Below are 13,165 nucleotides of genomic sequence, written 5' to 3'. Positions count from 1 at the left end.
CGCATCTCGATCTTTGTGACTATCAGTCAGTATCCTGCCTGAACGGTTCCTGTCGGCTCGGCAGGGCTGGCACATCGATGTGATCCGGTTCCAAGCCGGCCTTTTCCCGTTCTACCATCAACTCAAAAGCGCGTTCCAGATGGCGGGTGAACCGTTGCGTGTCAAAGAGCGGCGCGTGCAGCCGTTTGTCCCCAATCGTCTGCCTGAGTGCGGCAAGCCGGGGCCGATCCTGCGCCAGGTCTGCGGCCAGACGCACCATATCATCCGGTGTCTCCGCCACCAATTGTGGAACGCCGAGCGCGGTCAACAGGCTTTCAGACACCCTTGAAGCGAAATTGCTGCCCTTGAAGGTGATGACCGGCAGGCCCGCCCATAGCTTGTCCGAGGTCGTGGTGTGGCCGTTATAGGGATAGGTATCGAGACCGAGATCGGCCGCCTGCATTCGGGCAATATGCGGCGCGTAACTTTCGGCGCCAGTGAAATAAAGGCGTGAACGTTCGATTCCGCACCCGGTCATGAATGCGGTCAGGCGGTCGCGCTGTTCGCGCCCGGCGCAGAGAACCCAGAGAATGGATGAGGGAATGGCGTCCAGCATCCTTGCCCAGAGACGCGCGGTTTGCGGAGATATCTTGCGAACCATATTGAAGGAGGCCAGCACGAAGGCATCTTCCGGCAGATCGAGCAGGGAGCGGGATGTGGCCGGTGGGTGCGGGCGATAGCGGTTGTCGTTTGCCTGATAGGTTTCCGGCAATCGGCAGAGCCTCTCGTGATAATGGGGTTTGGATGAGTCCGGCGTAACGATCAGGTCGGAGATGACATAATCGCAATCGATCCCATAGGCGGAGCCGGGAAAACCGAGATAGGCGACCTGCAAGCGGGCAAGTCCACTATTGATCAGATCGGCGCGGACATCTTTGGTATGGCCTTTGAGATCGACCAGAATATCCAGGTCGAAGCTGCGGATGAAATCGCGTGCCGTACCATCGTCCATGCGCAGGATGTCGTGAAGATTGGGGTAGGTCTGCCGCAGTCCCCGATCCAGCCCCCTGATATCCTCTGGCGTGTGACAGAAGAGGTGGATATCGAAGCGGGCGGCGTCGTGACCCAGCAAAACACTTTGCAACAGCCGCATGGTTGGATGCTGGTCGGAAAAATCCGACGAAAGATAACCGACACGGATTTTTTTCCCGAAATGATGGGGTAGGCTACGGCGTGCCTGGCGTGATTGCACCGTAAACGGCTTTCCGCTGGCCATCCGGGTTTGGTGGCCATTGATTGCCTCGTCGTCACACCACAGCATGTGCTGGTAGGGATCGTCGATGTTGAAAAATGCCGGATCAGCACCCTCTCGCATCTTGGCCAGCAGCGCGTTGTCGCTGGCTTCGATTTCCTCGAGGCACAATTGTCCTCGCAGCAGCCGCCGATAGGTTCTCTGCTCTTCCGGGTCGAGTGATGCGAGGTGTTGGGATTCGAGGTTTTGGGATTCTGGCACTTTGCGGATCAGGGAAAGCGCCTGCTCCCCCTGATCAATCTGCATATATAAACGCGCGGCCATCAGGAGAAACATCCGGCGATTTTGCGGCTGCACATCCGCCACCCGGGCGTAAAGCTCGGCGGCCTGGAGTTTTTCCTCCAGCTTTGCATGGCATTGCGCCGCCACCAGCAGCATATTGGCATCCGGTGGACGTTTTTTCAAAAGTGGATGCAGGCGGTCGAGGCAGGCGCGCAGATCGCCCTGCTTATAGGCCTGCAAAGCCTGGATGAAGGCCGGGGACGGGCCCACGCTCACAGCGCTGATTTCGGATAGGCACGCTCCAGGCCGCCGGAGCGTGTCAGCCCCTGGCGAAAGGCCAGATAGGCGCCATGCTGGCTGGACCTGGCAATTTCCATCAAGCGGATCTGCATCCGGGCCGGGCAGCTATTGCCAAGCCATTCGCCACAGCGCTCCAGCTTCAAGGAGTTGAGGAAGCGTTGCGCGGCGGATTGTTCCAGATAGGCGAACAGACCTTCTGCAAAGGTCTCGTCCTGCTTGGGGTTTTCCAGCATCAGGGCCAGGAAGGCCTTGTCGTCATCAGAGAATCCACCCAGCTTCATGGCGACGGTGTCTCGGTCGGTAACGGCGGTGGCGGACATGATGAAGGTCTCCTGCTGTCTTGGCTTTTGCCCGGCGTGTCTGTTGTGAGTCTCTGCGAATATTATCTGCATTGGTTCTTAAACAATCGTCGCTGGAGCAGAGCTTGCGATTTTATCAACTGAATAATTCGCGGCATTGTTTGGTGATCGACCATTTGACTCCGTTGAGCCTTGCGTGAGGCTTGCGGTCGGCTTCATCCGCTGGTTGACACAGGTGCCGCAACGTTTGACGGTAGGATATCGCTGTTCTTCAAAGGCGAACCAAATGCGGCAAAGCTTTGCGGATATTGTATAATTACCCATTTCGAGTCTGAGCTGGGAAAATTGTCTGAGAGCTGATCCCGCCTGAATGCTATTTTCTGCAATGGGGGCTTGTCATGGGGCCCGCATTTTTTCGGAGTGTTTCTATGGCCGAACTGACTATCTGCATGCCCAGCCATCGCCCGCTCGACGGTTCGCGCGCTGCCATCGACAGTGCGCTTGCTTTTTGCGAGGCGCGGGACGCCCTGCTGGTGGTCAGCGACAATTCCGGCGATGCCGCCAAAAAAGCCTATTTGCAGGACCTGTCTCCACGGTTGACCTATGTGGCAAGCGAGGCACAAACGGCCTTTGCCAATATGTTCAACGCTGTCGAGGCGGCCTCCACGCCCTTCATCATGCCAATGGGCGATGATGACGAGATCCTTGCCGAAGCGGATCAGGCGCCTTTTGATCTCGATGATCTGCCCTTCGATTACGTTGGCGTGCTGCCAGTAACCGAAAGCTTCCTCCAGCGGTCCGAAACTGGTTCGGTTCAGGCCTTTGCCCTGGAAGAGTATGATCCTGGCGAAAGAATGCTCGCCTATCTACAGAAAAGTCCGACCAACAATGGCGGTTTCTATTCCATCCTGCGCCGCGAAGTCTGGCTTGCGACAATGGATCTGTTTCTGCGATCGCATCCGACCAAGGCAGCGACATGCGATTGGGCTGTCGCACTATCCCTGTTTTCGACCGGAAAAATGGCGCATGATCCGTCGATCCGCTATCGCTACAATGCCGCAAAATGGGCTGAAAAGGCGCAGATCGATGCGGAACGCAAGGTTATGCTGCTTGAAGCCGGACTGCCGGAGAGTGCGGTTCATTATGAAATGCTTCTGCTGTTTCTCGATGTTTTCGTGCTGATCAACCGGGTCGGCTCGCCGCTTTCCATCGACGAGCGCCAGCGTCTGGGCAAATTCACGGTCAACCGGTTTCTCGGCAGCTTTATCAAGGAGGTGGCCGATTCTCCTGAACTTTACGCCGAAGGCGTCACAGGTCTGGCGGAAATGGCGCTGGAAGAAACCGATAGTTTCACCCAATTCCAGATCGCCATGCTGATGGCCGAGCGGCTGCAAGCGGGTCTTAAGGACAAATACGTCGCCTTCATTCAAGCTTCGATTGCTGGAGCGTAATAGCTGGCGATAGCAATGCTGACCCATGCGATTCTGAATTGAAGAACATGGCGGCAAGGCAGTGGGGACGATCTCCTGCTTGCCGCCAAGATCATTTATTCCGCTGCTAGCGCCGGTTGGACGCTGTGCGCAGGTGAGACCATGGCCGAAAGGATGATCGACAGGTCGATGGTGCCGATCTGGTGACCCGCTTTATCGGTCACTTGCGCCTCTGTGACGCCTTGCTCGACCATGGCCCGGGCCGCCGCTTCCAGTGTCGTGCGGGCGGTGAGCTTGAACTGGCCTGATTGATTACGCGCTGGGACCATCACCGTGCCGATGCGGATCACCCGACCGCGATTGACCTCGCGCACGAAGGCGGAGATGTAATCGTCCGCTGGACGCAGCACGATATCCTGACCGCTGCCCTGCTGCACCACCTCGCCATCGCGCAGAATGGCGATCTTGTCGCCCAGACGCAAAGCCTCGTCCAGATCGTGGGTGATGAACACCACGGTCTTTTGCAATTCCTGCTGCAAGTCGATCAGCATGGTCTGCATATCGACCCGGATCAGCGGGTCCAGCGCGGAATAGGCCTCGTCCATCAAGAGGATATCGGCATCGGTTGCCAAGGCCCGCGCCAGGCCGACGCGCTGCTGCATGCCACCGGAAAGCTGGTTCGGGTAATGATTCTCAAAGCCGGAAAGCCCGACCCGCTCGATCCAGTAATGCCCCTTGGCAAGACTTTCCTGCCGTGGCATGCCCTGAATATCGAGGCCGTAGAGGACGTTTTCCATCACGGTTCGATGTGGCAGCAGGCCGAACTTCTGAAAGACCATCGCGGTTTTCCGGCGCCGGAAATCACGCAGTTGCGCTGGCGACATGGCGCATATATCGGTTCCATCATAGAGCACTTCGCCCGCTGTCGGTTCGATCAACCGGTTGATATGGCGGATCAGCGTGGATTTGCCGGAGCCAGAAAGCCCCATCACCACGGTGATCTCACCACCGGGCATGTCGATGCTGATGTCGCGCAGGCCGAGCACATGGTGATGCCTGTCATTCAACTCGGCCTTGGTGATGCCCTGGCGTACGGCGTCGATATGGGTTTTCTCATCGGGGCCGAAAATCTTGTAGAGATTGCGGATGTCTATGCCGTGACTAGCCATGCAGCACCTGTGTATGTTTCTGGAGGCGTTTGCCATAGGCTTGGCTTGCCCTGTCGAAAATGATGGCGATCGCCACAAGGGCAAAGCCGTTGAGCAGCCCGATGGTGAAGAACTGGTTGGTGATGGCCTGCAGGACATTCTTGCCGAGCCCGCCAACACCGATCATTGAGGCGATGACCACCATGGCCAGCGACATCATGATCGTTTGGTTGATGCCCGCCATGATGTTGGGCAGCGCCAGCGGGATCTGGACATTGAACAGTTTCTGCCGCTCCGACGACCCGAAAGCATCTGCTGCTTCGATGGCCTCGCGGCTGACAAGGCGGATACCGAGATTGGTGAGCCGGATAATCGGCGCGATGGCATAGATCACCACCGCGATCAGGCCCGGCACCTTGCCGATCCCGAAAATCATCACAACAGGGATCAGATAGACGAAGCTCGGCATGGTCTGCATCACGTCGAGCACCGGGTTTAAGGTCGACTGCGCGCGGTCGGACCGCGCCATCCAGATGCCGAGGGGAATGCCGATGACGACGGCGCACAGCGTGCAAACGGTCACCATGGCAAGCGTTATCATGGTATCCTGCCAGAGACCGGCCATGCCGATCAACACCATGGCAAGAGCCGTGCCGAGCGTGATGCGCCAATTGCGGCTGACGCCGTAGACAATGGCGGCCAGTGCGAAGATCATCACGATCCAGGGCGTATCAACGAACAGCGCCTGAAGCCAGTTCAGGAACCATTGCAGCGGCAAGGTCAATCCGTCGAGGAAATCGCCATAGGAACGGACGAACGTCTTGAAGCCGGTATCGACGGTCTTCTTGAAACTCCGCATCAGAGTGTCATCGACCGCCGGAAACTGGCAGAGGAGGGTGGGGATATAGCTACAGATAGCGGATGCCATATGTGCTCCTTATCGTGCGGATCAAAGCCAATGCCGATGTGTTCGGCTTTATCGATGCGGCTTGATCATTGTATTGCGGGGGGGGGCGGTGGCATGGCCAAGCCGCTGCGCACATGACGTTAGAGACATGTCTATCGTCATGTGCGAGTGATTGAATTCATCACGGATGAGAGATCACGGAAAGGCAGCCTTCCGGGTTGTGTCAAAGAGCGGCTTTGACCTTTTCAGCGACGTCAGGCGAGACCCACTGTGTCCAGACATCGGGATAGGTCTTCAGGAAATATTCGGCCGCATCGGCATTGTCCGCCTGGTTTTCGCTCATCCAGGCCAGAACCTTGCCGATGGTTTCATTGTCCCACTGGCGTTTGCCGACATAGTCCATCGTCACACCTGCCTTCTCGGCAAAGTTCTTGGTAACGACACTATAGACATCCGTGACCGGATAATCGTTGACACGGGGATCTGCACAATCGGCAACCGAGGTGCAGCGGTCCCATTCCGCCTTGTCGAAGGGAGTATCCATGCCAAGCTTGACCATATCATATTTGCCGAGAATGGCGGTCGGCGCCCAATAATAGCCAAGCCATCCCTGCCTCTTTTCAATGGCATTGGCAATCGAGCCGTCCAGCGCGGCAGACGAGCCGCTATCGACAAGCTGGAAGCCTGCATCGTCACCCTTCAGCGCCTTGTAGATATTCTCCGTTGTCACCTGGCAGGCCCAACCGGATGGGCAATTGGTAACAGCGCCCTTGGACGGATCTTCCGGGGCGGGAAAAAGCTCGGGATGTTTCAGCGCGTCCTGGACAGTCTTGATGTCGGGATGCTCATCGGTGATATATTTCGGAACCCACCAGCCCTCAACGCCGCCATCCTTCAGAATGCGTGCGGCTTTCAGCAGGCGACCGTCCTTGACGGCTTCCGCCAGTGGCTTTTGAATCGTATTGACCCAAAGCTCAGGGGCGAGATCCGGCTCGCCCTTTTCGTTCATTGAGGTAAAGGTTGGCATGGTGTCGCCGGTCACCAGATTGACGGAACAACCATAACCGCTTTCCAGAATGATCTTGTCGACATTGGCCGCGACGCCGGCTGAGGCCCAGTTCATTTCCGCAATGGAGACCGAACCGCAATCGGCAGCTTCGGCAGAACCGGCCATGCCATACAATCCGGCGGCGAGTATCGTGGAAACGATCAATGTCCTCATATCGTGGAGTTCTCCGTTTTATTGGCGCATGTTTAGCGCATGGGCGTGATTGTTTCACGCATGACAGCCGATCCCGGCCGCATATTTCGCAACCCGGGTCGGGCATATTGGATGGAAGGACCGCTCGTCGGCGAGCCTGGCGGATTGTGAAGTCCGGTCCAGTCCCAAGGCAGTCCTTGTCTGTTTACGACAACGACAAGGGTAGGGGCTTGGCCGTATAAATCAACCACCTTACAGCTTTTTGTTCGAATAAATGTCGCATAAAAGCCATTAAGCATCGTGCAAACGCACATGCTTTCATGGGTAAATCCGAGCGCTCCCACATCCTGATGAACCCCCAATGGATTGAAAAAATGCAGGAATCCGGCGCTGTCAATCATACCGGTTCCCGCTGGCTTTGTATCCTTTTCAGGAAAAACTGTGGAAAAGCCAATCTTTGACCGCCATTGCCTTCCGGCGGGCCACAGGTCATACCACAAACCATCGACATGAGGTCTGGTAGAAGGACGCGCGGCCAAATCTCAACACGGTTGCGCTTTGAACCAAATTGCAGGAGCTGGCAAACGTCATGACGCGGATGGTTATGCTCCAGGGGACCGGCTCGGATGTCGGCAAGACGGTGCTGGTGGCCGGGCTTTGCCGGTTGGCGAGGCTCCATGGACGCGTCGTGCGTCCGTTCAAGCCGCAGAACATGTCCAACAATGCCGCCGTGGCTGATGATGGCGGGGAAATCGGCAGGGCGCAATGGCTCCAGGCGCTGGCCTGTGGCGTGCCATCTTCGGTGCATATGAACCCGGTTTTGCTGAAGCCGCAAAGTGAGACCGGCAGCCAGATCATCGTGCAGGGTCGCGTGTTTGGCCAGGCGAAGGGCCGCGATTACCAGCGGCTGAAACCGCAATTGCTGGGTGCCGTGCTTGATAGTTTTGAAGAGCTGAAGGCCGGGGCTGATCTGGTGATTGTCGAGGGTGCCGGGTCTCCAGCCGAAATTAATTTAAGGGCCGGTGACATCGCCAATATGGGCTTTGCCACCCGCGCCAATGTGCCGGTGGTGTTGGTTGGCGATATCGATCGCGGCGGGGTGATTGCCTCACTGGTCGGCACCCATGCCATCCTGCCGGAGGAAGACCGCCGGATGATTTCTGGCTATATCATCAACAAGTTCCGGGGTGACCAGAGCCTGTTTGCAGACGGAATCGGAGCCATTACCCAATATACCGGCTGGCCGAGTTTCGGCATTGTGCCCTGGTTGAAGGCCGCTGGCCGCTTGCCGCCGGAAGACAGCGTGGCGCTGGAGCGACTGAGCCGAAGTTCGACAGGCGCTTTGAAGATCGCCGTGCCGGTTTTGTCACGTATTGCCAATTTTGATGATTTCGATCCGCTTGCCTCGGAGCCTTCCGTCGATCTGGTCTATGTGCGTCCCGGCGAACCCTTGCCCGCCGATGCGGCGCTGGTGATTCTGCCGGGCTCCAAGGCAACGATTGGCGATCTGGCGGACCTGCGCGCGCAGGGATGGGACAAGGACCTCACTCTGCATCGTCGGCGTGGCGGGCGGATCATCGGCATTTGCGGTGGCTATCAAATGCTGGGCAACAGTGTTGCCGATCCGCTCGGGCTGGAAGGCGCGCCTTGCCGCGTTGAAGGCCTTGGTCTGCTTGAGATCGACACAGAGATGGCACCAGAAAAGACCGTGCGCAACAGCGCCGCCCATTCGCTGGAATACGACATGGCCCTGAGTGGCTATGAAATTCACCTCGGCCAGACCGATGGCCCGGATTGCCAGCGTCCTGCCCTGACGATCCGTGGTCGCGCCGATGGGGCGATTTCTGCTGATGGTAAGGTGATGGGCACCTATCTGCATGGGCTGTTTGGCAATGACGAATACCGGGCTGCGCTGCTGCAAAGCTTCGGGATCAGCAATGGTACAGTAAATTACCGGCAAAGCGTCGAACAGGCGTTGGACGATCTGGCTCGTGAGCTTGAAAGCGTGCTGGACAAGGCTTGGCTGGACCAGTTGATCGGCTGATCACTGTTCAGGTTCAAGTGGTGTGCGGCGGCGGTTCAACGCATCGGCTATCATCCAGACGCACAGCGCCCAGGCACCGCCGACCGTCCAGCCCGCGATGATATCCGTTGGCCAATGCACGCCGAGAAACACCCGGCTAACCCCGATCAGCAGCGTCAGGAACAGGCCAGCACCAAAGGTGAAATAGCGCAATTGCCATGTCGGCTGAGCGCGGGCCAGCATGGCGCCCAGCGTCAGATAGGTAATGGCCGACATCATGGCATGGCCGCTTGGAAAGCTCATAGTCTGCACTGTGACCAGATGCGGCACGACATCGGGCCGGGCGCGCGAAAACAGCAGTTTAAGGCCGGATTCGGCTAAGGCTCCGAGCGAAATCGCCAAGCCGACAATCATGGCATTGCGGGTTTTGCCCGCCGCAAGCAGATAGAACACCGTCAGCACGGTAACGAGGGTAATCACCGTGAAGCCGCCAAGACTGGTAATGTCGCGCACTGAATTGACCAGCCAGGGCGGGCCGATTGTCAAGCCGGGATCGTCTTTGATCCGGAGCGCCAGCAATATGGCCCGATCGAAGGCATGGCTTTCCTGATCGAAGACGTCTTCTGCGATTTTTGCAAACAGCAACCCAAGACCGGCCAATACGGTCAGACTGGCGAGAAGGCGCGGCTCGATCCGGTTGCGCAGACGTTCAGGCAGAAATTTCAAGGCATGCTCCGGGTTTGGTCGTCCGCGTGTCGTTTCATTAGATAAGGCGGCAAATGACTTTCACCAAGAGGCGTTTACGGATGCAATAACAACACCATGCACTGGCCGCCTTCCCGAAGGGCCGATGCATGCGGTGGCCGCACGATCAAGGCCCCTGCCTCGGCGAAAATCCGCATCATCGAGGAATCCTGTTTCGGAAAGGTCGTCACCCAGAGCCCATCCGCCGAATCGACCCGCAATTGGGCGCGCAGGTAGTCCTGTCGCTGATCGTTGGCAGCAAGTGCAGTTGCCGTGCGGGCGTGTCTGAGGCGCTGCGGCAAAGCGCGATGGCCGAGCTTGGCAATCAGCGGTTCGAGAAACAGCAGGCTACAGACCATGCTGGAGATGGGATTGCCGGGCAGGCCCAGCACATGCATCGGTCCGAGCTTGCCCACCATCAGCGGTTTGCCCGGGCGCATGGCGATTTTCCAGAAATCCAGCACCATGCCCGTATCAGTAAGCGCTGCCTGCACCAGGTCGTGGTCGCCGACCGATGCACCGCCAGTCGTCACCAGCACATCCGCGCCTGCCGCCTCTGCCTTGCGGATGGCCGCGACGATGGCATCATGATCATCAGGCACGATGCCGAGATCCAGCACATCCGCGCCCAAATTTTCGGCAAGGGCGGCAATGGCAAATGTGTTGGAGGCGATGATCTGGCTTGGCCCCGGCGCAGTACCAGGCGTAACCAGCTCGTCGCCAGTGGCGAGAAGGGCGATCAGCGGCTTGCGATAGACCAGGGCATTTGCATGATTGCCGCTTGCGGCTAGCATCAGCTTGGCAAAGTCCAAAGCCTTACCTGCCGGAATCAAAACCGTGCCTTCAGCAAAATCCTGGCCGCGAGGCCGGATATGGCGTCCCTGCACAGCGCCGAATGTGGTGCGGATACGAAGGCTCTTTTCTGCCGGTTCCGTATCTTCCTGAATGAGGACGCTATCGGCGCCCTCTGGCACCGGGGCGCCGGTAAAGATCCGCACGCATTGACCGGCGCCCACCCTGCCATCAAAGCCGTGCCCGGCCGCCGATTGGCCGACCACGGACAATTCACTCCCCGGCGAGAGGGCATCTTCGGCCCGCAGCGCATAGCCGTCCATGGCCGAGGCATCGAAAGGCGGCTGCGTCAGCCGAGCTGCCATATCCTCTGCGAGAATGCGATTGCGGGCCTGGCGGAGCGGCAGAATTTCGGTGTCCTGCACCGGGGTTGCAGACGCCAGCAGTCTGGCTTGGGCCTCTTCCACGGGTAGCAGCGCCATTATCCGGCCTCCGGATGACGAAACGGGCCGGATTTTCCGCCGGTCTTTTCAACCACCCGAATTCCGCCGATATCCATGGTCTTGTCGGCAGCTTTTGCCATGTCGTAAATCGTCAGGCAGGCAACCGAAACGGCAGTCAGCGCCTCCATCTCGACGCCGGTCTTGCCGGTCAATTTGACGGTTGCTGTGACGCGCAGGCCGGGCAGGGTGGTGTCCTCGGTGATGTCGACACTGACCTTGGTCAACATCAATGGATGACAGAGAGGGATCAGGTCTGCCGTGCGCTTGGCGGCCATGATGCCGGCCAGCCGCGCCGTGCCGATCACATCGCCCTTCTTGGCGTTGCCGTCGCGGATTAACGCCAGCGTTTCCGGTGCCATGCGGATATGACCCTCGGCTATAGCGACCCGCACGGTCTCGACCTTGTCGCCGACATCGACCATATGCGCTTCGCCCGCAGCACCGATATGGGTCAGGCCGCTCATTCGGCGGCTATGCGGTCGGATGCACCAGTCAAGAGCGCCTTGGTGGCACCAGTCACATCGTCTTTGCGCATCAGGCTTTCTCCGACCAGGAAAGTTTCGATGCCGGATTTTTGCAGGCGAAGGCAGTCTTCGTGGGTGAAAATTCCGCTTTCACCAACCAGCAACCGATCTGCAGGAACCATGGCGGCCAGCCGTTCGCTGACGGCAAGATCGACCTCGAACGTCCGCAGATTGCGATTGTTGATGCCGACGAGCGGTGAGGCGAGTTTCAGCGCCCGCAGCATTTCCTCTTCATCATGCACCTCAATCAGCACGTCCATGCCAAGCGCCAGGGCTTCCCCTTCCAGATCGGTGGCCTCAGAATCTGACAGGGACGCCATGATCAGCAGGATGCAATCTGCGCCCCAGGCACGCGCTTCATGCACCTGATAGGCCTCGAACATGAAATCCTTGCGCAGCGCTGGAAGTGTGCAGGCCGCGCGGGCTGCGACCAGAAAATCCGGTGCACCTTGAAAGCTTGGAGCGTCGGTCAGCACGGACAGACAGGCAGCCCCGCCCGCTTCATAGGCGCTAGCCAGCGCCGGTGGGTCAAAATCGGGACGGATCAGACCTTTGGACGGGCTGGCTTTCTTGATTTCGGCAATCAGTCCGAAATTGCCAGCTGCCTGCTTTGCCCGCAATGCCTTGTAGAAGCCACGTGCCGGTGGCTGGTCGGCGGCGCGGGCCTTGATCTCGTCCAGCGGTACGGCATTCTTGGCTGCCGCGATTTCCTCGCGCTTATAGGCTTCGATTTTCTTCAGGATGTCACTCATGCCGAATGTCCTCCATTGGAGACGGTAATCAATGTCTCCAGCCGTTTCAGGGCAGCGCCGCTGTCCAGCGATTGCGCGCCGAGCGCCATGCCGTCTGCCAGTGTGTTGGCTTTTCCGGCAATGACCAGGGCCGCGGCGGCATTGCAGAGCGCCACGTCGCGATAGGCATTTTTCTCACCTTCAAGAACAGCGCGCAAGGCCTTGGCATTATATTCGCCGTCGCCACCCTTCAGGGCGGCTAGCTCAACCTGTGCCACGCCAAAATCACCGGGCGTCAGCTCAAAGCTACGGATCTTGCCCTGTTCGAGCGCCGCCACCTGCGTCGTTCCGGTCGTGGTGATTTCATCAAGGCCATTGCCATGCACAACCCAGATGCTCTCACTGCCCAGGTCACGCAGGGTCTCGGCCAGCGGTATCACCCATTCAGGCGCATAGACTCCGAGCAACTGTTTTTTAACGCCAGCCGGATTGGCGAGCGGTCCCAGAAGGTTGAAAATGGTGCGGGTGCCAAGCTCCACTCTCGCCGGGCCGACATGGCGCATGGCAGAGTGATGCAGCTGCGCAAACATGAAGCCGACGCCAGCCTCCGATATGCAGCGGCCTATGACGGATGGATCGATATCCAACTTGACGCCGAGGGCAGTCAGACTATCAGCCGCACCGGATTTTGAACTCAGCGCCTTGTTGCCGTGCTTGGCGACCGGAACACCGGCACCTGCAACAATCAGGGCGGCCAGCGTCGAGATATTATAGGTGCCGGTTCCATCTCCGCCCGTTCCGACGATGTCGATGGAATCTGTGGGTGCGATGACCGGCAGCATCTTTTGGCGCATGACGGTAACGGCGCCAACAATCTCCGGCACGGTTTCACCGCGCATGCGCAGGGCAATCAGGAAGCCGCCAATCTGGGCAGGCGTTGCCTCTCCCGACATCAGGATGTTGAAGGCGTCCGCCGCCTCATCCCGTGTCAGTGCTTGCCCGCTGGCGACCTTTGCGATGAATGGCTTCAGCCCGTTCATATGCTTCGCC

At 58.5% G+C, this 13,165-nt stretch carries 12 protein-coding genes; 2 read left to right on the top strand and 10 right to left on the bottom strand.

The features are described from left to right. Window positions 1-22: 22 nt before the first annotated feature. Window positions 23-1,789 (bottom strand): O-linked N-acetylglucosamine transferase, SPINDLY family protein, encoded by a 1,767-nt coding sequence (locus AVI_RS10150; RefSeq protein ID WP_015916273.1) that lies wholly within the window; start codon window positions 1,787-1,789, stop codon window positions 23-25. Beyond that, window positions 1,786-2,133: a hypothetical protein gene (locus tag AVI_RS10145; RefSeq protein WP_015916272.1), complete on the bottom strand. Its 348-nt coding sequence runs from the start codon at window positions 2,131-2,133 to the stop codon at window positions 1,786-1,788. The genes AVI_RS10150 and AVI_RS10145 overlap by 4 nt, the downstream gene beginning before the upstream one ends. A gap of 407 nt (window positions 2,134-2,540) precedes the next feature. Between AVI_RS10145 and AVI_RS10140 the strand changes: the two genes are divergently transcribed. Next, window positions 2,541-3,563, top strand: coding sequence for a glycosyltransferase family 2 protein (locus tag AVI_RS10140; protein ID WP_041696689.1), 1,023 nt, complete (start codon window positions 2,541-2,543; stop codon window positions 3,561-3,563). A gap of 95 nt (window positions 3,564-3,658) precedes the next feature. Here the strand turns inward: AVI_RS10140 and AVI_RS10135 are convergent, their stop codons facing one another. The 3 genes from AVI_RS10135 to AVI_RS10125 form a co-directional block, all read right to left on the bottom strand. After that, window positions 3,659-4,711, bottom strand: a complete 1,053-nt coding sequence (locus AVI_RS10135; protein WP_015916270.1) for a quaternary amine ABC transporter ATP-binding protein — start codon at window positions 4,709-4,711, stop codon at window positions 3,659-3,661. Further along, the gene (locus AVI_RS10130) at window positions 4,704-5,618 is read right to left on the bottom strand and encodes an ABC transporter permease (protein WP_015916269.1); all 915 of its coding nucleotides are present in this window, start codon (window positions 5,616-5,618) and stop codon (window positions 4,704-4,706) included. Before AVI_RS10130 ends, AVI_RS10135 begins: the two co-directional genes overlap by 8 nt. Before the next feature lie 202 nt (window positions 5,619-5,820). Then, complete coding sequence (locus tag AVI_RS10125) at window positions 5,821-6,819, bottom strand: ABC transporter substrate-binding protein (protein WP_015916268.1); 999 nt, start codon at window positions 6,817-6,819, stop codon at window positions 5,821-5,823. Window positions 6,820-7,387: 568 nt separating this feature from the next. Here AVI_RS10125 and AVI_RS10120 point away from each other — a divergent pair. Beyond that, window positions 7,388-8,842 carry a cobyric acid synthase gene (locus AVI_RS10120; protein WP_015916267.1) on the top strand — a complete coding sequence of 485 codons (1,455 nt, stop codon included), beginning with the start codon at window positions 7,388-7,390 and terminating at the stop codon, window positions 8,840-8,842. Here AVI_RS10120 and AVI_RS10115 read toward each other — a convergent pair whose 3' ends face one another. From AVI_RS10115 to trpD, 5 genes are all read right to left on the bottom strand, one after another. Then, the gene (locus AVI_RS10115; protein ID WP_139192385.1) at window positions 8,843-9,547 is read right to left on the bottom strand and encodes a phosphatase PAP2 family protein; all 705 of its coding nucleotides are present in this window, start codon (window positions 9,545-9,547) and stop codon (window positions 8,843-8,845) included. 74 nt (window positions 9,548-9,621) lie between these two features. Continuing rightward, window positions 9,622-10,839 carry a molybdopterin molybdotransferase MoeA gene (locus tag AVI_RS10110; RefSeq protein WP_015916265.1) on the bottom strand — a complete coding sequence of 406 codons (1,218 nt, stop codon included), beginning with the start codon at window positions 10,837-10,839 and terminating at the stop codon, window positions 9,622-9,624. After that, complete coding sequence (gene moaC / locus AVI_RS10105) at window positions 10,839-11,324, bottom strand: cyclic pyranopterin monophosphate synthase MoaC (RefSeq protein WP_015916264.1); 486 nt, start codon at window positions 11,322-11,324, stop codon at window positions 10,839-10,841. The genes AVI_RS10110 and moaC overlap by 1 nt, the downstream gene beginning before the upstream one ends. Continuing rightward, window positions 11,321-12,136 (bottom strand): indole-3-glycerol phosphate synthase TrpC, encoded by an 816-nt coding sequence (gene trpC / locus AVI_RS10100; protein WP_015916263.1) that lies wholly within the window; start codon window positions 12,134-12,136, stop codon window positions 11,321-11,323. Before trpC ends, moaC begins: the two co-directional genes overlap by 4 nt. Further along, window positions 12,133-13,155, bottom strand: coding sequence for an anthranilate phosphoribosyltransferase (gene trpD, locus AVI_RS10095; RefSeq protein WP_015916262.1), 1,023 nt, complete (start codon window positions 13,153-13,155; stop codon window positions 12,133-12,135). Before trpD ends, trpC begins: the two co-directional genes overlap by 4 nt. Window positions 13,156-13,165: the final 10 nt, after the last annotated feature.

The sequence above is a fragment of the Allorhizobium ampelinum S4 genome (assembly GCF_000016285.1).
Taxonomy (GTDB): domain Bacteria; phylum Pseudomonadota; class Alphaproteobacteria; order Rhizobiales; family Rhizobiaceae; genus Allorhizobium; species Allorhizobium ampelinum.
Note: the sequence above shows the minus strand (reverse complement) of the source record. Positions and strands in the feature narration are given on the sequence as shown.

Coding starts and splice junctions, on each gene's coding strand:
- AVI_RS10140 (WP_041696689.1), top strand. CDS start 2,541: ATGGCCGAACTGACTATCTGCATGCCCAGCCATCGCCCGCTCGACGGT.
- AVI_RS10120 (WP_015916267.1), top strand. CDS start 7,388: ATGACGCGGATGGTTATGCTCCAGGGGACCGGCTCGGATGTCGGCAAG.
- AVI_RS10135 (WP_015916270.1), bottom strand. CDS start 4,711: ATGGCTAGTCACGGCATAGACATCCGCAATCTCTACAAGATTTTCGGC.
- AVI_RS10125 (WP_015916268.1), bottom strand. CDS start 6,819: ATGAGGACATTGATCGTTTCCACGATACTCGCCGCCGGATTGTATGGC.
- AVI_RS10130 (WP_015916269.1), bottom strand. CDS start 5,618: ATGGCATCCGCTATCTGTAGCTATATCCCCACCCTCCTCTGCCAGTTT.
- AVI_RS10145 (WP_015916272.1), bottom strand. CDS start 2,133: ATGTCCGCCACCGCCGTTACCGACCGAGACACCGTCGCCATGAAGCTG.
- AVI_RS10110 (WP_015916265.1), bottom strand. CDS start 10,839: ATGGCGCTGCTACCCGTGGAAGAGGCCCAAGCCAGACTGCTGGCGTCT.
- trpC (WP_015916263.1), bottom strand. CDS start 12,136: ATGAGTGACATCCTGAAGAAAATCGAAGCCTATAAGCGCGAGGAAATC.
- moaC (WP_015916264.1), bottom strand. CDS start 11,324: ATGAGCGGCCTGACCCATATCGGTGCTGCGGGCGAAGCGCATATGGTC.
- trpD (WP_015916262.1), bottom strand. CDS start 13,155: ATGAACGGGCTGAAGCCATTCATCGCAAAGGTCGCCAGCGGGCAAGCA.